Source organism: Lysobacter yananisis (assembly GCF_031199375.1).
In the GTDB taxonomy this organism is placed as follows: Bacteria; Pseudomonadota; Gammaproteobacteria; order Xanthomonadales; family Xanthomonadaceae; genus Lysobacter; species Lysobacter yananisis.
The window spans coordinates 5,884,012-5,906,375 of record NZ_CP133568.1 but is presented as its reverse complement, the minus strand read 5'-3'; the positions used below and the strand labels follow the sequence as shown (position 1 = coordinate 5,906,375).

General features: G+C 70.7%; 18 protein-coding genes. 7 read left to right on the top strand and 11 right to left on the bottom strand.

The features are described from left to right. Nucleotides 1–91: 91 nt before the first annotated feature. From RDV84_RS24420 to RDV84_RS24410, 3 genes are read left to right on the top strand one after another with little or no spacing between them, the layout of a single operon-like run. Entirely contained in the window at nucleotides 92–772 is a 681-nt protein-coding gene (locus RDV84_RS24420) for a vWA domain-containing protein (protein WP_057946872.1), read from the top strand. A gap of 11 nt (nucleotides 773–783) precedes the next feature. Beyond that, nucleotides 784–1,545 carry a PP2C family serine/threonine-protein phosphatase gene (locus RDV84_RS24415; RefSeq protein WP_078997253.1) on the top strand — a complete coding sequence of 254 codons (762 nt, stop codon included), beginning with the start codon at nucleotides 784–786 and terminating at the stop codon, nucleotides 1,543–1,545. Nucleotides 1,546–1,556: 11 nt separating this feature from the next. Then, complete coding sequence (locus RDV84_RS24410) at nucleotides 1,557–3,389, top strand: hypothetical protein (protein ID WP_309151922.1); 1,833 nt, start codon at nucleotides 1,557–1,559, stop codon at nucleotides 3,387–3,389. A 502-nt stretch (nucleotides 3,390–3,891) separates the two neighbouring features. Here RDV84_RS24410 and RDV84_RS24405 read toward each other — a convergent pair. After that, complete coding sequence (locus RDV84_RS24405; protein WP_309151921.1) at nucleotides 3,892–5,322, bottom strand: hypothetical protein; 1,431 nt, start codon at nucleotides 5,320–5,322, stop codon at nucleotides 3,892–3,894. Between the two features lie 510 nt (nucleotides 5,323–5,832). On the opposite strand from RDV84_RS24405, the gene RDV84_RS24400 reads away from it, so the two are divergent. Together RDV84_RS24400 and RDV84_RS24395 are read left to right on the top strand one after the other, a co-directional pair. After that, on the top strand, nucleotides 5,833–6,225 hold the full coding sequence (locus RDV84_RS24400; protein ID WP_309151920.1) for a hypothetical protein: 393 nt from the start codon (nucleotides 5,833–5,835) through the stop codon (nucleotides 6,223–6,225). Nucleotides 6,226–6,292: 67 nt separating this feature from the next. Further along, nucleotides 6,293–6,676, top strand: a complete 384-nt coding sequence (locus RDV84_RS24395) for a ribonuclease domain-containing protein (RefSeq protein WP_309151919.1) — start codon at nucleotides 6,293–6,295, stop codon at nucleotides 6,674–6,676. 121 nt (nucleotides 6,677–6,797) lie between these two features. Here RDV84_RS24395 and RDV84_RS24390 read toward each other — a convergent pair whose 3' ends face one another. From RDV84_RS24390 to RDV84_RS24380, 3 genes are all read right to left on the bottom strand, one after another. Then, entirely contained in the window at nucleotides 6,798–7,319 is a 522-nt protein-coding gene (locus tag RDV84_RS24390; protein WP_309151918.1) for a hypothetical protein, read from the bottom strand. Between the two features lie 17 nt (nucleotides 7,320–7,336). Then, nucleotides 7,337–10,660, bottom strand: a complete 3,324-nt coding sequence (locus RDV84_RS24385; protein ID WP_309151917.1) for an nSTAND1 domain-containing NTPase — start codon at nucleotides 10,658–10,660, stop codon at nucleotides 7,337–7,339. Between the two features lie 1,017 nt (nucleotides 10,661–11,677). Then, the gene (locus RDV84_RS24380) at nucleotides 11,678–12,577 is read right to left on the bottom strand and encodes a DMT family transporter (RefSeq protein ID WP_309151916.1); all 900 of its coding nucleotides are present in this window, start codon (nucleotides 12,575–12,577) and stop codon (nucleotides 11,678–11,680) included. Nucleotides 12,578–12,684: 107 nt separating this feature from the next. Here RDV84_RS24380 and RDV84_RS24375 point away from each other — a divergent pair, with 107 nt between their 5' ends. Beyond that, the gene (locus RDV84_RS24375) at nucleotides 12,685–13,467 is read left to right on the top strand and encodes a helix-turn-helix domain-containing protein (RefSeq protein WP_309151915.1); all 783 of its coding nucleotides are present in this window, start codon (nucleotides 12,685–12,687) and stop codon (nucleotides 13,465–13,467) included. A 573-nt stretch (nucleotides 13,468–14,040) separates the two neighbouring features. Here the strand turns inward: RDV84_RS24375 and RDV84_RS24370 are convergent. Together RDV84_RS24370 and RDV84_RS24365 are read right to left on the bottom strand one after the other, a co-directional pair. Further along, nucleotides 14,041–15,531, bottom strand: a complete 1,491-nt coding sequence (locus tag RDV84_RS24370; protein WP_309151914.1) for an amidohydrolase family protein — start codon at nucleotides 15,529–15,531, stop codon at nucleotides 14,041–14,043. Nucleotides 15,532–15,802: 271 nt separating this feature from the next. Continuing rightward, on the bottom strand, nucleotides 15,803–17,830 hold the full coding sequence (locus RDV84_RS24365; RefSeq protein WP_309151913.1) for a M2 family metallopeptidase: 2,028 nt from the start codon (nucleotides 17,828–17,830) through the stop codon (nucleotides 15,803–15,805). Nucleotides 17,831–18,345: 515 nt separating this feature from the next. Here RDV84_RS24365 and RDV84_RS24360 point away from each other — a divergent pair. Further along, the gene (locus tag RDV84_RS24360; RefSeq protein WP_309151912.1) at nucleotides 18,346–18,729 is read left to right on the top strand and encodes a hypothetical protein; all 384 of its coding nucleotides are present in this window, start codon (nucleotides 18,346–18,348) and stop codon (nucleotides 18,727–18,729) included. Nucleotides 18,730–19,087: 358 nt separating this feature from the next. On the opposite strand, the gene RDV84_RS24355 is transcribed toward RDV84_RS24360, so the two are convergent. From RDV84_RS24355 to RDV84_RS24335, 5 genes are all read right to left on the bottom strand, one after another. Further along, nucleotides 19,088–19,561 (bottom strand): hypothetical protein, encoded by a 474-nt coding sequence (locus tag RDV84_RS24355; protein WP_309151911.1) that lies wholly within the window; start codon nucleotides 19,559–19,561, stop codon nucleotides 19,088–19,090. A 181-nt stretch (nucleotides 19,562–19,742) separates the two neighbouring features. Next, complete coding sequence (minE, locus tag RDV84_RS24350) at nucleotides 19,743–20,009, bottom strand: cell division topological specificity factor MinE (RefSeq protein WP_057946887.1); 267 nt, start codon at nucleotides 20,007–20,009, stop codon at nucleotides 19,743–19,745. A gap of 4 nt (nucleotides 20,010–20,013) precedes the next feature. Beyond that, nucleotides 20,014–20,823 (bottom strand): septum site-determining protein MinD, encoded by an 810-nt coding sequence (gene minD, locus RDV84_RS24345; RefSeq protein ID WP_123648983.1) that lies wholly within the window; start codon nucleotides 20,821–20,823, stop codon nucleotides 20,014–20,016. Between the two features lie 25 nt (nucleotides 20,824–20,848). After that, nucleotides 20,849–21,643 (bottom strand): septum site-determining protein MinC, encoded by a 795-nt coding sequence (gene minC, locus RDV84_RS24340; protein ID WP_425606349.1) that lies wholly within the window; start codon nucleotides 21,641–21,643, stop codon nucleotides 20,849–20,851. A 2-nt stretch (nucleotides 21,644–21,645) separates the two neighbouring features. Continuing rightward, the gene (locus RDV84_RS24335; protein ID WP_057946890.1) at nucleotides 21,646–22,260 is read right to left on the bottom strand and encodes a GNAT family N-acetyltransferase; all 615 of its coding nucleotides are present in this window, start codon (nucleotides 22,258–22,260) and stop codon (nucleotides 21,646–21,648) included. Between the last annotated feature and the right edge of the window lie 104 nt (nucleotides 22,261–22,364).

Genomic DNA, 22,364 nt, shown 5'->3' with positions numbered 1-22,364 from the left:
CCTGTGGCGGCGTTCGCGCCGCGGTTGTGCGCGATGGCCCGTCCGGCCCCGCGCTGGCATACTCCCGGTTCAGTCAAAGCAAGGGAATGTCATGAACGAGACCGCCATCCCCGACGTCGCCCTGGTCGACAACACCGAACAGCGCACTCCGCTGGTGCTGGTGCTCGACTGCTCGGGCAGCATGACCGGCCCGCCGATGCAGCAGTTGAACGAAGGCCTGAAGCTGCTGGAGGACGAACTCAAGAGCGACGTGATCGCGGCCAAGCGGGTGCGCGTGCTGGTGGTGCGCTACGGCGGCTTCGACCAGGCCGAGCCGGCCGGCGACTGGTGCGACGCGATGGACTTCACCGCGCCGGTGCTGGAAGCGGCGGGCACCACCCCGACCGGGCGCGCGATCGACCTGGCCCTGAGCGAGATCGAAAACGAGAAACAGCGCTTCAAGGCCGCCGGCGTGGCCTATACCCGGCCGTGGCTGTTCCTGATGTCCGACGGCGCGCCGACCGACGCGTGGGAAGCCTCGGCGCAGCGCGCGCGCGATGCGGAAACCGCCAACAAGGTGGCGATCTTCCCGATCGCGGTCGGGCAGGGCGACGAGCGCATCATGAGCCAGTTCAGCAGCAAGGGGCCGGGCGGGGTCAAGCGCCTGCAGGGCCTGCAGTTCCGCGAGCTGTTCCTGTGGCTCAGCGCGAGCATGCAGGTGGTTTCGCAGTCGCGTCCGGGCGGCGCCGCGCAGCTGCCTTCGACCGACACCTGGTCCTCGGTTCCGACCTGAGCGGGGCGCGCATGGGCTGGCGGATCTATGCCGCATCGGCGGTCGGCACCTCGCACCTGGACAAGGGCATTCCCTGCCAGGACGCGTGCGCCTTCCACGTCGAGGGCGAATTGTTGGCCGCGGTGGTCTGCGACGGCGCCGGCTCGGCCGCGCGCAGCGACGTCGGCGCGCGGCTGATCGCCGACGGTCTGGCGCGCGCGCTGGGCGAGCGGCTGGCGCGCGAACCGGAACTGCTGGCGGGGCCGCGCGAGGACTTCGCCGCGGCCGCCGCCGAAGCGGTGGCGCAGGCGCGCGCGGCGCTGGTCGAGCGCGCCGACGCCGACGGCCGCGCGCTCGGCGACTACGCCGCGACCGTGGTCGGCTACGCCGGCGACGCGCAGGGCGGCTGGTTCCTGCACATCGGCGACGGCATCGGCGTGGCCGAGGCCGTCGACGCGGACGCCGCGGCGCCGGTGGTGTCGCTGCCGGCCAACGGCGAGTACGCCAACGAGACCTGGTTCGTCACCGGCGAAGGCTGGCGCGAGCAGTTGCGCGTGCTGCGGGTGCCGGCGCCGACCGCGCGCCTGGCGCTGATGTCCGACGGCGCGATGCCGTTCGCGATGGCGCGCGGCAACGCCGCGCTGTATGCGCCGTTCATCGATCCGGTGTCGCGCTACCTGGCTTCGGTGGACGAGGACACCGGCAGCCGCGCGCTGCACGGCACCCTGGCCGACCCGCGCACGCACGGCATCACCTCCGACGACAAGACCCTGCTGATCGCGCTGCGGGGCTGAGAACGCCGGCGATGAGCAGCCTCACCACCGGCAGTCCCATCCACATCGGCTCGCGCGCCACGCGCCTGGGGCCGCTGATCAAGAGCGGCGGCGCCGGCAGCGTCTACCTGCTCGGCGACGATCCGCGCAGCGTGGCCAAGATCTACCACGCGCGGGTCGATCCGCCGAGCTACACCGACCGGATCGAGGCGATGCTGCAGCTGCGGCCGAAGCTGCCCGACCAGTACGAGGACGGCAAGCGCTACGTGCAGATCGCCTGGCCCGACGCGACCGTGCGCGACGCGCAGGGGCGCTTCGTCGGCTTCGCGATGCCGGCGCTGGACGTGGATGCCACTTCCGAGCTCGAGCAGATCCTGCAGGAGCGCCAGGCGCGCGCGGCCGGACTGCCGGTCGGGCTCGGCCACAAGGTCACCCTGGCGGCGAACCTGGCCTCGGTGCTGGCGGCGCTGCACGCGCAGCACCATTACGTGGTCGACCTCAAGCCGGTCAACCTGCGCTTCTACCGCGCCTCGCTGTACATCGCGCTGCTGGACTGCGACGGTTTCAGCATCCAGGGCCGCGGCCGCCGCTTCCACGCGCCGCAGTACACGCCCGACTACCTGGCGCCGGAGTACCAGATCCGCGCGCTCGACGAGGCCGGCGAGGAAACCCAGGACCGCTTCGCCCTGGCGGTGGTGATCTTCCAGCTGCTCAACTTCGGCATCCATCCCTACAGCGGCCGGCCCGCCTACGACCGGGTGCCGACCGACGTGCCCGGGCGCATCCGCGAGCGTTGCTACGCCTATTCCCAGCGCGGCAATCCGATGATGGCGCCGAACCCGGTCAGCGGCCACGCGCTGATGCCGCGCGAGTTGCGCGACCTGTTCGACCGCGCGTTCGGCGACGATCCTTCGCAGCGGCCGAGTTCGTCGCAGTGGAGCGAATGCTTGCGCGCCTATGCCCAGCCTTCGCGCGGACTGATCGTGATCTGCGCCAACAACCGCGAGCACCAGCACTACGCCGGCCAGCCGTGCGCGGCCTGCGTGCGCCACGACCTGCTCAACGTCACCGCGCGCACCGCCGCGGCGCGGCCGCGGCCGGCGCCGCACGCGCGCGCGCCGCGACCGCAGCCGCAAGCGCGCGGCTGGTGGCGCACCGCTGCGCCCGCGCAACCGGCGGCGACCGCGCCGCCGCGGCTGCGGGTCGCGCGGCCGCAACCGCCGATGCAATGGAATCCTTACTACGCGCCGCCGGCGGGCGCCGAGCGCGCCGGCGCCGTCGCGCAGCGGCTGGCGCGCGCGCCTGGCCGGACGCGTGCGCGCGCTGGCCGCGCTGGCCGCGCCGCTGGCGTTCGGCTATGGCGCGAGCCAGGTGCAGCGTTTCTACGAATCGCTGCGGGTGGCCACGCGCACGCCGCTGGACGGCTGGATGAACCTGATCCTGTTGACCTTCCTCGGCGCCGGCTTCATCGCGCTGTGCTACGTGTTCGTGATCGCGATTCCGCGGCGGCTGGTGCGCCTGTGAGCTGGCGCCGGCCGAACTACCGCTGGCAGATGCGCGCGCCGACCCGCTTCCCGCTGGTCAAGTCGCTGGTGCTGGCGTTCTTCACCGTGCTGGTGCTGGCGCCGGCGACCGCCTGGGTGATGTCGCTGCCGATGTGGGCGATGGACACGCTGGGCTATCTGCTCGCCTCCTCGGCGCAGCCGCGCATGCGCTGGTTCGGCGCGGCGATGCTGCTGGCCGGCGTGCCGTCGCTGGCGGCGGTGGGCTGGCGGGCGTGGCGCGATCGCGATCTCGACGCCGGAGTGATGGCGGGCGTCGCGACGGTGGCGTGGCTGGTGCTGATCACGATGGTGTTGCGCTGACCGCGCATTCGCCGATCGCCGCGAACGGCCGCGCGCGCAAGCGGCGCGCCTGAGCGCAAGGACGAACCGAGGCAGCGGGCCTGAAAGCCCTCCCACAACCGCTGGGGAGGTCCGGTCAGCGGCGGCGCGCATCGCGCGCACGAGCTTGTGGGAGGGCCTTCAGGCCCGTTGCCTTGGTGCCGGTCGGCGCCTTCGGTCCGACCCGTTCGCCTGCTTGCATCCGTCCCGCGCCGCGCGCCTGCGCGTCGATGGCCCATTTCCGAATTCCCGGTCCCGCACCAGGCAAGCTCCGGCCGGTGCGCGTCGGCCCCCTGCCTGACGCGCACCGGCCGGATCGCCGGGACCGGCTCCTGCAAGCCGGCCCCCCATCGGCCCGGGGCGCGCCGCCCGTTGCAGGCGGAGGCGCCGGATGCGTTGCCTGGACCGCCCTGGGGTGGCGGTCGAAGCGGGCCGATGCTTGCTCGTGGCGGCCGGTCGCGACCGGCCGCGTCGTAAGTCGCCGTCAGCCTCCCGCGTTGGGCAGTTCGGCCACGGTCGCGCCGACGATGCTCGGCTTGCGCGAGGTGGTGGCGCCGGAAAACGTCTGCGTCGCCGGGTCCGCGCTCCAGCCGGCGGCGACGCTGCCGCCTTCGGCTTCGAACACGAACGGCCCGATCCGCAGCCCGGTCGCGGCCTTGAACGGGTCGGCGAAGCGGCGGAAGGTCGAGGTGCTGGTGCGGATTGCGAACGAGGGCCGGTAGCCCACGCACACGCCGCTCTTCATCAACCCGAAGAAGCCGCGCTCGCCGAACACCGGCTGGCCGCGGGTTTCCACGGTGTCGCCGCCGAAGGCGCTGTAGCCGGGCATGAACGGCCCGTCGATCATCGAACGGGCGAACTCGCCGTCGAACCACTCGCCCGGGCGGATGGCGATGGTGTCCACCGCCTGGAAGTCCAGCGACAGCTCCAGCTTGTTGTCGAATTCGAATTCGTCGATGCGCTCCCAGCGGCCGTTGATGCGCACCTGCCAGAACAGCTGGCGGATGCGGCCGCGGCGGCCGGCCCAGGTCTGGGCGAAGTCGTAGGGCGCCTCGCGGTTGCTGAAGCCCAGGGTGACCCCGGCCGGGCCGCGGCCGGATTCGACCTGCGCCACCCACTCGTCGCAACTGCGCGCCAGCCGCCAGTCCGGGACCTTGGGCATGCGGATCAGGTTGAGGTCGGACAGGCGCACGTGGAAACGCTCGTCGCCGCAGCGGCGCTGGGCCTGGCCGAGCCCGGGCGACTGGCATTGGGCGACCAGCGCGGCGTAATGGGCCTGGGCCCGGTTCATCCCGGCCTGGGCGGCGACGATGCGCGCCTGGTGGCCGCGCCCGCGCTCGCTGCCGAGCCACTGGGTGAAGCTGGGCTGGTTGTCCTCGACCTGGGCGGCGTAGGCCGAGGCGGCCGAGGCGCTGGCCAGGGTGTACTGGTTGGTCGCGGTGGTCAGCGCGTCGTCGGCGTCGTTGAGGTGCTGGCGCAGGCTGCGGTAGTCGGTCTGGGCCAGCGCGGTGTTGAGGAACTGCTGGTAGGCCTGGTGCACGGTGTCGCCGCTGGAGACATAGGCGCCGATCGCGCTCCACTGCGGTGCGGTGGCGCAGAAGTCGTGCTGGGCGGCGTGGACGAAGCCGGCCTGCGGGCACGGCCAGTCCCAGGGCACGCTGGGGTAGATCAGCTGGAAGTCGTCCGGCGACAGGCCCATCGAATCGACCAGGGCGCGGTAGAGCAGGCCCCAGGGCTTGTCGTCGAAGTCGGCGTTGGCGGCCAGGCCGGCGTCGAGCCGGGCGAGTTCCAGCAGGCGCCGGTCCTGGGCGCCGTGGCGGAACTGCGACAACGGGCCGGTCTCCTCGTCCTGCGCCTCCAGCGACGGCGGCGACGCTTCGCCGACGTGGGAATACGGGGGCTCGAATTCGGACATGGTGCGCTCCTGCCTGGCTTTGCGCGCCGCGGGCCGCGGGCCCGGGAGGGCATCGCGGCGGCGGATCGCGGCGTGCGGCGATCCGTTGCCGCGCAGGCTGCGCGCCGGCCGGCAGGCGCGCCTTACGGCAACCTTACGGAGCGAGAAGTACTTTTATTTCAATGACTTGAACGCAATCCGGCGGCGCCGCCGCGCGGCGGCAGGCGGCCCGCGGAAGGTTTCGAAGCGGCCCCCGGCCCGGGCTCACGGCCGCTAACCCCGCGCTCACCGCCGCCCTACCGGGCCTCACCGGCATCTGCGACCGGGGTCGCGAAGGGCCGCAAAGGGCGGCGACCGTAAGGTTGCCGGAAGGTGCCGGCGCGGCCGCGCGGCCAAGGTGGCGTCGCGGCCGTTGCCGCAGCTTCGCGCCGGCCGCCCCGCTTCGACGGGTCGGACCGTCGGTCCGATCCGCGGGCCGGGCCGGCGCAGGCCCACCGTCTCGCGCACCTTTATTCCCGGAGAGAGAAACCCATGAACGCCACCCTCGTGAAGTGGTCGCTGACCGCCGCCCTCGCGCTCGCCGCGGTCCCGGCCCTGGCCGCCGAGCCGCTGCCGGCCTGCAAGGACCTGCCCCAGAACGTGCAGACCATGATCCGCGACTTCGACGTCTGCGCCCGCACCGCCGACCCGGCCAAGGCCTGCCTCCGGTCCAAGCTCAACGCCCGCGCCTACGACAACGCCCAGGGCCTGCTGCCGCCGCTGGGCGGGATCGGCGCGCAGTACTGGCGCGCCTCGCCGGCGCTGCTGGGCTCGCCGCAGGGCCTGGTCTACAACCTCGCTGTCGGCGCCAAGGGCAAGCCGATCAGCAAGCGCTACTACACCGGCGACAACTTCAAGGCGTTCTGCGAGATCGCCGGCAAGTGACCCCGCGCGGGCGGCGGCGCGGACGCGCCGCCGTTCCGCCGCCGCCCCTTCTTCGAGGACCACCGCCATGAACCCCGTCGATCGCGCCGCGTTCGTCCTGGGCCTGTGCCTGCTCGCCGGCGCCGCCGCCGCGGCCGCGCCCAAGGCCTGCACCAGCCTGCCGCCGGACATCAAGGAAGCCATGCGCACCATGTCGTTCTGCATCACCGCCACCGACCCGGTGGCCGAGTGCGGGCGCAACGGCATGGACGTGCAGATCTTCTCCAACAACGAGGGCAAGCTGCCCAACGCCGGCCGCGGCCAAGTCTACTGGGAGGGCAAGATCCGCCAGAACACCGGCGCCGCCGGGCAGCGCCGGCTGGTGTACCTGGTCACCGACGGGACCAAGAAGGTGGTCGCGGCGCGGTACTACACGCCGGACCACTACGCGAATTTCTGCACGATCAACTGAGGCCGGCGCGGCACGGACCGCGCCGGCGCGGGCGTCGCGCCCGAGCGCCGGGCATCGCGGACCCGGCCGCGCGCGGCGGGCGACGCGTACGCGCCGCCCGCCGCGGGGATGCGGACGCGGCTTACTTGCCCTTGCCCTTGGTCGGGGTGATCTGCGGATCGTTGCCGACCTGCGGATCGCAGGAGATCAGCTCCACGTCGTTGTAGTTGCTCTGGCGGTCGCGCACCAGCACGGTGAAGAAGATCAGCGTGGACACCGAGTTCTTGTTGAACAAGAACACCTTGCGCACGTTCTTCTCGCCCTCCTTGTCGTACTCGAACTCCGGCTCGCCGATCTGCTTGAAGGCGTCGGAGGTCAGCACGTTGACGATCTCGAAGCGCTCCTGGACCTGCGCTTCGAACGCGTATTCGATCCAGACCGGGCCGCCCTGGAAGGTCACCACGTCCGGGGCGAAGCTGTAGAAATAGTGGCCCTTGCCGGCGTTGCCGCCGAAACCGACATGGGCCACGGTCAGCTCGATGCGGTGGGTCGGGTACTTGCCGTCGGGCTTGTGGCGCTTGTGCTTGCGCGCGTACTTGTCGGCGATCGCCGCCGGCTTGGCCGCTTTGGCGGAATCGTTCTTGGCGGAGTCTTTCTTGGCCATGATGGGGTTTCCTGTGGTCATGGTGGCTGCGGAGCGGTTTCGTAGAGGGCCACGAAACCGGGATTGCGGTAGCCGGCGCGCCGCAGCCAGGCGATCTGGCGCGCCGCGTCGGCGCGCTCGCCCAGGTGCACCTGACTGCGCGACCAGGCGTCCAGGACGATGCGGTCGCGGGTGTCGGCGACGGCGTCGGCGAGCAGGCGCTCGACCTGGCGGAAGTCGGCGCGCGCGCGCGCGGCCTCGCCGCCGGCGGCGTAGCGCTCGCCGCGCCAGGCCAGCGCACGGGCGAGGCTGGAGAGGTTGGGAATGTCGGCCGGCGCGTTGCGCTGCAGCGCCTGCAGGTCGGCGATGGCGGCGTCGGCGGCGCCGATGCCGGCGCGCGGATCGGCCTGGACCAGGCGCAGCCGCACCGTCGCGTCGAGCAGGCGCCATTCCGGCGGCGGATCGGTCTCGCGCATGATCGGCGCCAGCGTGCGCTGCGCCGCGCGCAGCCGGTCCAGCGCGCGTTCGCGCGCGCCGGCCATCGAGGCGACCCAGCCGGCATGGGCGTAGGCGTGGCCGAGGTTGCGCCGCCACACCTTGTTGTCGGGCTGCTGCTCGACCAGCGAGGCCAGCATGCGCACGGCCTCGGCGCTCTCGCGTTCGGCCTGTTCCATCTCGCCGCGGTCCAACGCCAGCACCGAACTGCGCAGCAGCGAGGTGGCCAGCTTGCGCCGCCATTCGTCGGCGTCGGGCTCGCTGTCGACCAGTTCGCGCAGCATCTGGGTCTGCGCCGCGTAGCCCTGCGCGGCCTCGGCCAGCAGGCCGCGTGCGTCCTGCGCGCTGCTCAGCCACGACAGGCTGTCGACCAGTTCGAAGCGCAGCGACTTGTCGTCGGGCTTGTCGGCCAGCAGTTGCCGCTTGATCGCCACCGAGCGCGCGAACAGCTCGCCGGCCTCGTCGCTGCGCTGGCCGCTGAAGGCCAGGGTGCCGAGGTTGTTGAGCGCGTAGGACAGCTCCAGCCGCCAGCGCGGATCGGCCGGCGCACGCTGGACCAATTGTTCGGACGCGCGCAGGTAGGCCTGCCAGTGGTTGCGCGCGCCGTCGAACCGCTTCTGCTGGTAATCGTGATAGCCCAGCCAGTAGGCGGTGGTGCCGGATTCGGCCAGCGCGTCCAACGACTGCGGCGCGCCGGCGACCGCGAGCGCGGAGGCCTCCTGCGCGCGCTCGAACGCGGCGCGCGCCTCGGCGAAGCGGGCCTGGTTCATCAGCACCTCGCCGACCGTGCGCAGCGCGCGCGCGTGGCTGACCAGCTCGCGCGGCTGCATGTCGGCCTCGGGCATGCGCTCCAGGTAGGCCAGCGCCTGGCTGCCGACGCTGTCGAGCAGCTTGAGGTTGCCGATCGGACGCAACTGCTCGGCCAGGTCGCCGAGCATGAAGGCGACCAGGCGTTGGGCCTGGTCGCGGCGCTCCTCGGCCTCGCGCCGCGCCTGCCAGGCCTGCAGGCCCAGGCCGATCGCGACCAGGGCCAATAGGCACAGAGTCCCGATCGCGCCGGCGCGCAGCCATTGCTTGCGCCGCTGCTGGCGCTCGGACGCGCGCAGGAACTGCAGGTCGTCGGCGTCGAGATCGGCCGGCAGGCGGCGCGCGGCTTCGCGCGCCTCGGCCAGCGGCCGGCCCGGATTGAGCAAGTGGTCGTTGCGCCGGCCCTCGGCGACCCAGCGCTTGGCCGCGCGCTGCAGGCGTTCGCGCGCCTGCAGCAGCTGCCGGTTCTCGCGCGTCCACTCGCGCGCGCGCGGCCACTGCCGCAGCAGCGCTTCGTGGGCGACGCCGAAGCCGGGTTCGCCGCCGCTGAGCTCGCCGACGAACAGGCGCGCGCGCACGAACGCTTCGGCCAACTCGCGCGCGGCCGCGTCCTCCAGGCTCGACCACGGCACCCGCCGGCCGGTGACCGCGTCGCTGTCGGGGCGGATCACGATCAGCGCCGCCAACACCCGCTCCAGCGCGGCTTGCGCCGGCGCCGGCAGCTCGGCGAAGGCCTGCTCGGCGCGGTGCGCCAGCGCGCCTTCCAGGCCGCCGAGTTCGCGGTAGGTCGACAGCCGCAGCACGCCGCCCTCGCCCTGGCGCTCGTACAGCGCCTGCAGGGTGTGCTGCAGCAGCGGCAGCGAATCGGGATGCTCGGCGGCGGCGTCGCGCAGCAGGTCGTCCAGGCGCAGCGAGCTGTCGGGGTCTTCCTCGAAGCTCAGCCCGGCCAGCGCCGCCGGCGCGCGGATGATCTGGCCGATCTCGCCGATGCGCGGGGTCAGCAGGTCGATGTGGCCGTCGCCGGCCTTGAGTTCGGCCAGGCCCGGGATTTTCTCCACCAGCGCCGGGTAGAAGTCGCTGCGGGTGATCGCGATCGCCGCAACCCGCGCGCTCGCGCACAGCGCGTGGAGCGCGGCGCCGAAGTCGCGGCGGTCGCTGTCGTCGATGCCGGGCGCGGCGACCGCGGCCTCGGCGTGGTCGACCACCAGCAGCAGGTGGGCGCGCTCGGCCGACGCCGCGGTGCGGCGGGCGAAGGCGTCGTCGATGCGCGCGCGCACCGCGTCGGGCGCGCCGCGCAACTGCCGTTCCAGCCATGCCGCCTCGCTGTCGAGGAACACCGGGCGGCCGTCCAGCGACCACGCGCACAGCGCCTGCGCCAGCCGCGCCAGCAGGTCGCCGCCGCGGCAGGCGCCGAGGTCGAAGTAGGCGCTGGCCAGCGCGTGCAGGCCGTCGAAACCGCCGTCCTGGCGCAGCAGCGGCAGCACTCCGGCGCGCAGCAACGAGGTCTTGCCGCAGCCGCTGGCGCCGGAGACCAGGACGAAGCGGCGCTGGTTGTCGATCTGCTCGCGCAGCGTCGCCAGCAACTCGGCGGTGGCGCGGCTGCGGCCGAAGAACACCCCGGCGTGGCCGTGATCGAACGAGCGCAGGCCGACGTAGGGACTGCCCTGGGTCCATGCCGCCGCGCGCGGCAACCCGCTGCGGTAATCGTCGGGGAAGGCCACCGGCGCGATCAGGCGATAGCCGCGCTTGCGGATGGTCTCGATGAACTCCGGTTCGCGGCTGCTGTCGCCCAGGCGCCGGCGCAGCTGGGCGATGGTCTTGTGGACCGGATTGTCGCCGTAGAAGGTGCCGCGCCAGATCTCGATCAGCAGTTGCTCGGCGCTGACCACCTCGCCGGCGCGCTCGGCCAGCGCGATCAGCACCTCCATCATGCGCGGTTCCAGCGCGGTGGACTGGCCGTCGCGAACGATGGTCAGGCGCTCGGGCTGCACCAGCAGCGCGCCGATGCGGAACTGCGAGACGCTGGCCAGGTTCTTGATCCGATCGATGCGTTGGGGCATCGCAGCGTGCGCTCGCGTGTCGTGCTTCAGGTCGTCGGGGGCGGTGCCGCGCGAAGCCTCAAGCGCGCCCCGCGTCCGCGGGCGCGGCCGGAGCCGGCGCGGCGGGCGAGGGGCCGCCGTGGGCGCTGCGCCCCTTCGCAGCGCCGAGCGGGGTGTGTCGCTGCGCGCAAACTAACAAACCTTGTCGCTTGCGTCTGTATCGAAAACGCAACTTCGGTGCGTTCGCCGGGCGCCTGTGCAGTATCCGGCGCTTGGGTGCGATCGGTGTCCGGTTGCGGTCGCAGTTTGCGTAACGCGCGCGCGAGAAAGTCGGCCGCAGCCGCGGCGGCAAGGAACGTGGGGCGGCGAGGCGCGGCGGGATGCGCCGGGACCGGCGATGCCGGCGTGCGAGTGCGGATACGCCGAAGCAAACACCGGACGCAGAAGGGCGGAGATAAAAAAAGCCGGCCGGGGGCCACCCCCCGCGGCCGGCACAGGCTTGCGGCCGAGGGGGATCAGCCGCAGCAATCGCGCGTCGACGAACGTCGCGGCCGTGCGCGGTCGGGACGTGGGTCGAAAGCGAGATGGTCCGCGAAGCCGCGACAACGGCCGCGGGACCGCGAAGGCACAGAAGGATCGCCGGCACGCGCGGCGAAGGCGTCGCGGCGTCCCGACGCGAACATCGGCGCCGCCCGCGACGGGCGGCAGGGACGCGCAGCGATGCGGATCGAACAGTCGGGTGGCGACGACATGGCTGCGACCGTAGCAGCGCGCGCCGATGGCGAACTTGACGCGGCTCACAGCGCCGAGCGCAGGCGTGCGCCGGGGTATGGCGGCCGCTCGGCGCGACTGCAACAGGATTACATCGCGGCGTACGCGGTGGCCGACTTTCGTCGTACGCGCGGTTTCGCGGTCGCGGCTCGCGCCGCTGCTACAGGGACTGCGCCGTGGCCTGTTCGACCGTAGGCGCTGCGCAAGCTGCGATCGCGACAACCGACCGACGACGAAACCCTGAAACCGGGCTGCGTGTCGCCGAACTCAACCCGCGCACTCCTGCGTCCGCAGCGCCGGCGCCGGCTTCTGCCGCAGCGCCTGCGCCACCGCCACGCCGAGCAGGGTCAGCCCGCCGCCGATCCAGTGGTACGCGCGCAGCGGTTCGTCGAGCAGGCACACCGCCAGCAGCGCGGTGAACACCGGGGTCAGGTTCATCAGCACCGCGGTCTTGTCGGTGCCCAGCCGCAGCAGCCCGTGCATCCAGAACCACGGCGCCAGGGTCGAGGCGAGGATGCCGGCGTAGAGCACCAGCGGCAGGTTGTGCGCGGTCAACGCCACCGACGGCGCCAGCGCGAATCCCGGCAGCAACAGCACCGTGCCGCACAGCACCTGCAGGTACAGCGACTCGCCGTTGGGGATCGGCAACGCCCAGCGCTTGACCAGCACGCCGTACAGCGCATACGAGAACGCCGCCAGCATCATCATCATCTCGCCGCGGCCCAGGCCCTGCTGCAGCAGTTGCGCCGGATGGCCGCCGCTGAGCAGCCAGGTCAGGCCGGCGAACGACACCACTGCGCCGATCAGCATGCCCGGCGACGGCCTGGTCTTGAGCAGGACCATGCCGATCACCATCGTCATCGGCGGAATCGCCGCCACCACCAGGCCCATGGTCATCGCGCTGACGCTGTGCGCGGCGAAATAGGCCAGCGACTGATACAGCACCATGCCCAGCGCGGCCAGCACCAGCAACTTGCGCCAGTACGGCCGCACCTGCGCGCGCAGCTTCCACACCCGCGGCAGCATCAGCGGGGTCAACACCAGCAGCGCGACCAGCCAGCGGTAGAACGAGATCGCCGCCGGCTCGATCGCGCCGGCCGAGAGCTTGCTGACGATCGTATTTCCGGCCCAGATCAGGGTGGCCAGGATCGGCAGTAACAGGGGCATCGCAACATCCTTCCGTACAACGGCACAACGTGGGGGCAGGCTATTCTAGAATGTCGGCTAGCCGGCAAATGCCGATAACCCGACACGCCGTAGCGAGGCCCGGACAAATGCGCCGCAGCCGCCAGTTCCATTACCCCTACCGTTCATTGCCCGGCCCGCTGCTGCTGCGCTACGAGGCGCTGGCGGTGGACACCGAAAGCGCGCTGCACCGCCATCCCTGGGGCCAACTGGCGTTCGTGGAGTCCGGCAGCATGGCCTTCGTGGTCGAAGGCGAGCCCTTGTTCGCGCCGCCGGGCTACGCCGCCTGGATCCCGGCCGGCATGGACCACACCTCGCACAACCGGCGCGAAGCCAAGTGCCGCCTGATCAACATCGCCGAGCGCTACACCCCGGCGTTGCCGGCCGCACCGGGCATCGTCCGCCTGCACCCGCTGTTCCTGGCCGGGGTCGAGGACCTGTTCGACCGCGGCATCGAGATCCCCGACACCCCCGCCGACCGGCGCCTGGCGCGGGTACTGATCGACAAACTGCTGGCCACGCCGATGCTGCAGCGCTTCGTGCCGCACAGCGACGACCGCCTGCTCGGACCGATCCTGGACGCCTTGCAGCACGCCCCGGGCGACAACACCACGCTGGAGGAATGGGCGCAGCGCGTGCACACCACCGAGCGCACCCTGAGCCGGCGCTGCCGCGACGAACTGGGCATGTCGTTCAGCCAATGGCGGCAGCGGCTGCGCTTCCAGCAGTCGATCCCGTTGCTGGAACTAGGGCGCAGCGTGCAGCAGGTATCGGCGCAGATGGGCTATGCCAGCGCCTCGGCGTTCATCGCGATGTTCCAGCAGTTCAGCGGGACCACGCCGCAGAAGTTCCGGCAGGGCAAGAAGGGCTAGCTCCCCGCACCCCGTCATTCCGGCGAAAGCCGGAACCCATTTTGATCTTGCCGTTGCCGTTGCCGTTGCCGCTGCTCTTTGCTTCGACGCACCCCCAAACAAAGCCCACGTCCCGCAGCCCCGGAGGGCGTGCGCATGGATGCGCACGCGCGCCATGGGGCAGGATGCCCCTTATGGCGCGGCCCCGCGCCACTTTCGAGCCATAGTGGCTCTTGATCCGAAAAAACAAAGCCTTTTCTTTGGTTACTTTCTTTGTGGCTTAAGACAAAGAAAGTGACCCGGCCGCTTGCGGACGGAAGCCCTTGATGTTCGCTTGTCGTCACAAGTACGCACACCCCAAGACGAATCCCACCGCGGTACGCCCCCTGTAGCAGCGGCGCAAGCCGCGACCGCGCCACGGCAAATACAGTGAAAGTTTCGCCGTAGTTGCGTTGCCGCGGTCGCGGCTCGCGCCGCTCCTACAGTCGGATACGCAACCCTCACCAGATCCAGCACCAAGCGCGCGAACGCAGCCTAGAGTGAGCTCACATACCCGCCCGAGCACCTCGCGCAGCCTCCGCGCCGCGCGCCCGCCTACCGCGTCTGCGCCGCCGCCGAAGCCGCCTGCGCCGCACGCTGCTCCGCGACACGCTTGCGCACCCCGTCCAACAGCGCATCCAACGCCGCGCGATCGTACACCTCGCCGCGCAGCACGAAGGTATCGATACGCCGCGTCGCGGCGATATCGCGCAGCGGATCGGCGTCGAGCAGCACGATGTCGGCGGCCTTGCCCGCCGCCAGCGACCCGTGCTCCCGGTCCTGTCCGAGGAAACGCGCGCCGTTGATCGTCGCCGCGCGCAGCGTCTGCAACGGCGTCAGGCCGCTCTCGACGAAGCGCTGCATCTCGTCGTGCAATCCCACGCCGGGATAGTTGAACGAATTGAGGAAGCCCGCATCGGTGCCGGCCAGAAGGTTCACCCCGGCTTGCTGCAGCAGCGGCAGGATCGCCGCGTTGCGCTGGTAGCGCTGGTGCCGGCGCGCGATCGCTGCGGCGTCGTCCTTGGCCGCGCGCTCGACCCGCCACGCATAGGTCGCCTGCAGGCCCGGGCCGATGTATTGCAGGTACGGGTCTTGCTTGTGATCGTCGCGGTCGAGATAGGTGGTGACGAAGCTGCCGTTGAGGGTCGGCGTCACCGCGGTGCCGCGCTGGGCCAGGCGCCGGTACGCGGCCAGTGCGGTCTTGCGGTCGAACGTGGCCTGGATGCGGTTCCAGCCTTCGCGGCTGTCGATCTCGCCGCGGCGCACCATCGCGCTGATCTGCGCTTCCTGCGAGGAACCGGCCTTGTACGCGTATTCGATATGTTCGATCGAACTCAGCCCGGCCGCGCTGACCTCGTCGATGGGCAGCACGAACGGCACGTGCGCCGACACCTTGAAGCCGCGCGCGCGCGCCTGCTTGAGCGCGTCGAGGAACAGCTCCGGCGACAAGGTGTTGTCGGTGATCTTGACGAAGTCGGCCTTCCAGCCCTGCAACTGGTCCAGCGCCTTGGAAATCTCTTCATGGCTGCCGACCTCGATGTCGCCGGGCCAGATCGACTTGTAGCCTTCCAGCTTCGGGCCGGAGGTGAAGATCGTCGGGCCGTCCAGGCGCCCGGCGGCGACCGCGTCGCGCCATTCGAACACGCTCGGGCTGAGGTCGCCGGCGGCGTCGCGCACCGCGGCGATGCCGTGGGCGACGTACAGCGGCAGCAGGTTCTTGTTTTCCTCGATCAGCTTGTCGCCGCCGCCGAAGTGCACGTGCATGTCCCACAGGCCGGGGATCGCGTACTTGCCGGCGGCGTCGATGCTGCGCTGCGCGTCGTAGCGGGCGGCGCGGGCGTCGGGCTCGACCGCGACGATGCGGTCGCCGCGCACCGCGATCAGACGGTCGGCGCGCAGCTTGCCGTCGATCACGTCGACCACGTGGGCGTGGCGGATCAGCAGGTCGACCGGCTCGGCGGCGGCGCGTCCGGCGGCGTGGGCGCCGCCGGACGCGCAGGCGAGGGCGGGCAGGGTGAGGGAGAGCAGGCGGATCGTGCGGGGCATGCGGGGCGGGCTCGTCGGAAGCGGCGGGAGGTCGCCGGTCAGGTCCGGATCATCGGCCGCGCCCGCGCCGCGCGCCAGTACCGGGTCGGGCGGAGGAGATGGATCGGTCGAGCTGTTTCGGCGCGGGCGGGGCGGGGCGGTCCGCGCCGTGGCAGTCGCGCATCGCGAGCTTGCGCGCCGCAATGTCGCATGCCCAAAGCGCGCAAAAAAGAACGGGCCGGCGAATGCCGGCCCGTTCGTTCGTGCGGTGGCGTCGTCGCGAGCGCGCCGATCAGCCCTTGGCCGGCTTGGCCGGCGCTTCGCTCTTCGCCGTCGGCTTGGCCGGCGATGCCGGCGCCGCGGTGCCCGCCGCCGAGGCCTGCCAGCCGCAGCTCTTGCCTTCGTTCTGCTGCTTGAGCCAGGTCTGCAGCGGCGCGAAGTACTCCAGCACCGCCGAGGCGTCCATCTTCTCGCCGCCGGTCAGTTCCTTCATCGTCTGCTGCCACGGCTGGCTCGCGCCCTTGCTCAGCATCGCCTCGAACTTGGCGCCGGCGGCCTTGTTGCCGTAGAAGCTGCACTCGTACAGCGGGCCCTTGTAGCCGGCCGCGTCGCACAGCGACTTGTAGAACTGGAACTGCAGGATGTGCGAGAGGAAGTAGCGCGTGTACGGGGTGTTGCCCGGCACGTGGTACTTGGCGCCGGCGTCGAAGAAGTCCTCGCCGCGCGCCTCCACCGGCGCCACGCCCTGGTAGCGCGCCTTCAGATCCCACCACGCCTTGTTGTACTGGTCGGGCTTGATCGAGCCGTCGAACACGCCCCAGCGCCAGCGGTCGATCATCAGCCCGAACGGCAGGAACGAGACCTTGGCCAGGGCCATGCGCATCTGCGCGTTGATCAGCGCTTCCTGGCTTTGCTGCGGGTTGGCGACCATGCCGACCGAGGACAGGTACTTCGGCGTCATCGCCAGCACGATGGTGTCGCCGATGGCCTCGTGGAAGCCGTCGTGCGCGCCGGTCTGGAACAGCGGCGGCTGCTTGTTGTAGGCCAGGTAGTAATAGACGTGGCCGAGCTCGTGGTAGATCGTGGTGAAGTCTTCTTCGTTCGGCTTGATGCACATCTTGGTGCGCACGTCGCCGGACATGTTCATGTCCCAGGCGCTGGCGTGGCAGACCACGTCGCGGTCGCGCGGCTTCACGAACTGGGTCTTGGCCCAATAGCTGTCGGGCAGCTTGGGCATGCCGAGCGAGACGTAGAAGTCCTGCGCGCGCTCGGTCATGCGCTTGGCGTTGGCGAGCTGCGCGTCGACTTCGACCTGCGCCTGCCCGGCCGCGTCGCGCTCGCCGGCCTTGTTCTGCTGCGCGTCGAGGATCTGCTGGTACTGGCGCGCCAGCGCGGCGTTGATGTCGAGGCTGCCGGCCTGCTGCTCGCTGTACGGCGCCAGCACGTCCCACAGGTTGCCCCAGTCCTGCTGCCACATGTTGCCGAGCAGGTGCGCGGGCAGCAGGCCGCCGGCGACCTGGCCCTTGTCGTTGCCGTACTTGGTTTCCAGGCGCGAGCGGGTGTAGCAGTGCAGCTGTTCGTACAGCGGCTTGACCTGGCCCCACAGGCGGTCGGTCTCGGCCGACAGCTCGGCCGGGCTCATGTCGTAGCCCGAGCGCCACAGCTCGCCGGTGTCGGCGTAGCCGAGGTTGCGCGCGCCTTCGTTGACCAGTTCGACGAAGCGCGTGTAGTCCTTGCGCATCGGCTTGGAGATGGTGTGCCAGCCCTTCCAGGCGTCGAGCTGGGCGTCGTAGTCGCGGCTGTTGCGCAGCACGTCTTCCAGGTCGCCGAGCTGGCGGCAGTCGGTATCGCCGGGGCCGCTGCAGTAGCTGCCCGAACCGTACATGCCTTCCATGCGGGTGGCGATCTGGGTCAGCTCGGCGAGCCGCGCCGGATCCTTCGGCGCCGGCATCGCGGTGCCGATCTTGAGCAGCTGGATCGCGCGCGCGGTGGCCGGCGACATCTGCTGGCCTTCGAACTTCTTGGACTGTTCGATCCAGCTGTTGAGCTGGCCGAGGTAGCGCTCGTTGGCCTTGGCCGACAGCAGCTGGCTGTCGTCGTTGATGTAGGTCGAGGACAGCCACTGCGCGGCGGTCATCTCCGGATACATCTTCTTGTATTCGTCGTTGACCCGGGCGATGAACTGATCCGCGGTCTCGCCGGCCGGCGCGGCGGCCGGCGCAGTGGCGCTCGGGGCGGTGGCGGGTTCCTTCTTGCAGCCGGCCAGGCCGATCACGGCCGCAGCGACGCCGAGCGCCAACAAGGCGCGGACAGGTTTCATGTGTGCTCTCTCCGGAAATAGTGCTGCGCTTGGCGCGCGAACCGGAAGGCTAGAGGGCGGGTCGGCGGGGCGCAAGCCGCAGTGCGATGCGGACGCGCCGGCGCCGGCCGTACGGCTGCGGTTGCGGGGAGTTTGCGCAAATCCGGCACAGTCGAGGCTGTGAAAACGATTACTCGATGCATCCGAAATGGCCGGGCTTGGCCGATTCGGGCCGTTGCTTGATGACGAAGTGCCGACGGGTTCGCGGAATTATGTAAATTTAAAGTTAAATGTAATCGGTTAGATTGTTAAATAATCGGTATTTCCAGCGCCTGCGCGCAACACTCGCGACCCGTGCCGCGCTTTCGTTCAGCCAAGGGAACGTCGCGTGAGCGGCCGGGCCGGGCGCTTGTCACGAAAACAGATTTGATTTGTGACGCGAAAACGGAAAAAGTGACGTCCAAGGGCAGCCGCTCGTCGGCGGCCCGGCCAGGGTGGGGATCCTGGTATCGAGCATCGGCTGCATTGGATAGGGAGTGAAACAGACCTTGGGCTCTTCCGCGCACAGCAAGTTGCACACGGCCACGTTGACGGCACTGCCGTTGCGCGGGGCCGATGGCGGGGCCCGGCTGTTCAGCGCCGACCTGAGCTGGGCCCAGGCGCCGCAGGCCCCGGTCCGCAGCCGCCGTCTTTACGTACGCCGCGCCGTCCGCATCGTCCTGTTCGCCTTGCTGGCGCTGGCGGCGGTGGGCGTGGTGGTGATCAACGGGCCGGCCGACGCCGGCCCCAACCGCAGCGCCGCGCGCGCCTTGCCCGATCCGGTCAGCGAGGCGGAGGTCGAAGTCGACCGCGCCGTGGCGCTGCCGGCCGCGCCGGTCGCGGCATCGCGCGACAGGCACGAGCGGCTGGCCGCGCACTGAGCGCGCCGCGCGGGAACTCGGGGGAGAGTGGCGCCTTGGATGGCGCTTCAGGGGAAGGGAAGCACGGTGGCAACGCAACACGGGGCCGGCGTTATGGGGATAACCCGCTCCGCAAGGTTCGAATGGCGTCGGCGCCAGGGAGGGCGTCGGTGGCCGCTCGCTGCGGATTGCCGAGCGATGCGACGCCCACTTTCGTGGCATGAGCTTCCCGCTGTTGTGGGAGGGGCTTCAGTCCCGACGCTCTTGTGCCCGATCGCGGTGCCGCTGCAAGCGTTCGGCGACCTGAGCGAACAGCGTCGGGGCTGAAGCCCCTCCCACGACAGCGGGCCGCAGCGCGCCTCGGCGCGGGCGCCGCCGCTTAGGCCGCCTGCGTGCGCTGCGGCGCTTCCACCAGGCCGCGCTCGGCCAGCCACTGCCATGACGTCTGCGCGTCCTGTTCGACGTAGGCCTTGGCCGAGCCCAGGCGGAAGGTGTAGCCCCAGGCGTCCATGTCGGCGTACATGCGTTCGCGCCCGACGCCGGGCAGGGCGTCGGCCAGCACGGTCTGCAGCACCAGCACCGCGTCCTCTTCCTCGACCGAATCGGTGGCGTCGGTATGCACCGCCGCACGCCGCTGCGGCGGCAGCACGATCAAGTGGCAGGCCTCGTGCAGCATCGAATGCACCGGGGTGTCCGCGCGCGCGTAGACGGTGCTGGCGATGATGCCGGCCTCGCTGTCGCCCCAGTAGCTGCCGGGAATCGCGTCGCCGTCGGCCACGCGCACCAGAGCCAGCCCGTAGCGGGCGAGCAGGGCGTGGGCGTGGTCGAAGTCGATGTCGGCGAGGGTGAGCATGCAGGACGTCTTGCTTTGTGTAGGAGCGGCGCGAGCCGCGACCGCGCCACTGGGCATGCGACGCGAACGACTATCTTGCAGTCACGGCTTGTGACCGAAGGAAATCCCGCGGAACGCCGCTGCTACAGGTAGATCGCGTTGCGGACGCCGAGGCCGGGAGGTCGGCCTCCGCGCCTCGGGCTCAGGCCGGCGTCGAGCCCGGCGCGTCCGGCAAGGCCACCGAGATGTCGAGCACGTCGTGCTGGCCTTCCTTGACCACATCGACCTTGACCGCCTCGACGTCGACGTTGACGTACTTGCGGATCACTTCCAGCAACTCGCGCTGCAGCATCGGCAGGTAATCGGGGCCGCCGCGTCCGGCGCGTTCGTGCGCGACGATGATCCGCAGGCGGTCCTTGGCGACCGCGGCGGTTTGCTTCTTGGCCAGCAGGAAGTCGAACAGACCCATGAGTTCAGCCTCCGAAGATCTTGCTGAAGAAGCCCTTCTTTTCCACTTGGGTGAAGCGCATCGGACGGGTGTCGCCGAGCAGGCGGGCGACGGCGTCGTCGTAGGCCTGGGCGGCGTCGGATTCGGTTTCCAGGATCACCGGCTCGCCCTTGTTGGAGGCGTTGAGCACGTCGCCGGATTCGGGGATCACGCCGACGGTCTTGAGGCCGAGGATTTCCTCGACGTCGCCGATGCTGAGCATCTCGCCGGTTTCCACCCGCTTGGGGCTGTAGCGGGTCAGCAGCAGGTGTTCCTTGACCCGCTCGCCGTTCTCGGCGCGGCGGGTCTTGGACGAGAGCAGGCCGAGGATGCGGTCGGAGTCGCGCACCGAGGACACTTCCGGATTGACCACCACCACCGCCTGGTCGGCGAAGTACATGGCCAGGAACGCGCCCTTCTCGATGCCGGCCGGCGAATCGCAGACGATGTAGTCGAAGCCTTCGGCGGTGAGGTCCTCGAGCACCTTCTGCACGCCTTCCTTGGTCAGCGCGTCCTTGTCGCGGGTTTGCGACGCGGCCAGGATGAACAGGTTCTCGAAGCGCTTGTCCTTGATCAGCGCCTGCTTCAGCGAAGCCTCGCCGTTGACGACGTTGACGAAGTCGTACACCACACGGCGCTCGCAGCCCATGATCAGGTCGAGGTTGCGCAGGCCGACGTCGAAGTCGATGACCGCGACTTTGTGGCCGCGTCGGGCGAGGCCGCAGGACAGGCTGGCGCTGGTCGTGGTCTTGCCGACGCCGCCCTTGCCCGAAGTGACAACAATGATCTCGGTCAAAATTCGTTCCTCCGTTCGTGCGGCGTCAATCCAGCGCCGCAATCTTGATTTGTTCGTCTTCCAGCCAGACCTGCACGGGCTTGCCGCGCAGCTCCTTGGGGATGTCTTCGAGCACTTTGTAGCGGCCGGCGATGGCGACGAGTTCGGCATGGAACTCGCGGCAGAAGATGCGCGCCTTGGCGTTGCCCTGCGCGCCGGCGAGGGCGCGGCCGCGCAACGGGCCGTAGATGTGGACCGAGCCGTCGGCGATGACCTCGGCGCCGGCGCCGACCGTGGTCAGCACGGTCAGGTCGCGGTTGTCGGCGTAGATCTGCTGCCCCGAGCGCACCGGCGCGGATTGGATCATTCCTACCGATGAAGCCTGCGCGACGGGCGGCGCGCCGGCCGGAGGCCGCGGCGCGCGGGCCGGTTCGGCGGCCGGCGCGGGCGCCGGCGCTTCGCGTCGCGGCGGCGCGGCGGCTTCGGCGACGGCGACGCCATCCGCGCGCTCGTACGAGGCGCGGAACTTCGCCAGCAACGGCAACCCCAGCGCCTGCGACAGCTTCTCGATCTCGCTGGTGCCGTAGGCCAGCGCCACCGGCAGCACGCCGGCCGCGCGCAGCCCGTCGAGCAGGGCCTGGGCGGACGCGATGTCGGGCGCGTGGCTGAGGCCGCCGAAGTCGATCACCACCGCGGCGCGGCCGAACATGTTCGGCGCGCGCTGCACGCGGCTGCGCATTTCCTCGACCAGACGCGGTACGTCGAGAGAGCGGATGCGTAGGTTGGCGATGCCGACCTGGCCGATCTTGAGTTCGCCGGCCTGTTCGTAATCCACGGCCACGCTCACGGGCAGGTCCCGGTGGGGCGCGGCGCGTCGGCCTGGAGCGGCGCCACCGGCACCCGCGGACGGGTCAGCCAGCCGGCGTCGGGCAGGGCGTCGCCGTAGGTCTGGCGCACCCATTCGAAACTGCACAGCGGCTTCATCAGCATCGCCGCGCGCACGCCGGCCTCTTCCATCACGTGCTGGCCGACTTCGCGGAAGCCGAAGCTGCCGTGGAACAGCAGGGCCGGGTCGTTGCCGCCTTCCAGGAACACCTCGCAGGCCAGCTGCGGATAGCGCAGCTCGGCGTAGCTCTGGGCGTCGGCGTAGAAGGCGCGGCCGACGCCGCCGCCGCGGCGGCGGCTGGCGACGACGATGCGGTCGATATAGAAGAAGTCCGGATAGCGCTCGTGGAACCAGCGGAAATTGCTGCTGTCGTGGCCGGCGCCGGAACCCACGCCGATCAGGAAACCGGCCAGGGTGCCGTCGCGTTCGGCGACGCGGAAATATTCGGCGGTGTCGAAGAAGTGACGCAGACGCGCCGCATCCAGCGGCAGGATCGCAGGCCCGGCGGCGTTGTTGAGGGCAAGGACGGAATCCAGCTCGTGCTCGCGCACGTCGCGGACGACGATCGACATTCCAGGCTCCAGATAGTTGCAAGCCGGCGCGAAATCCGTGCCGGCGCCCGCGATTATCGCACGGGGGGCGGCCGCGGGGCGAACGCCCGGGGCCATGACTTTCG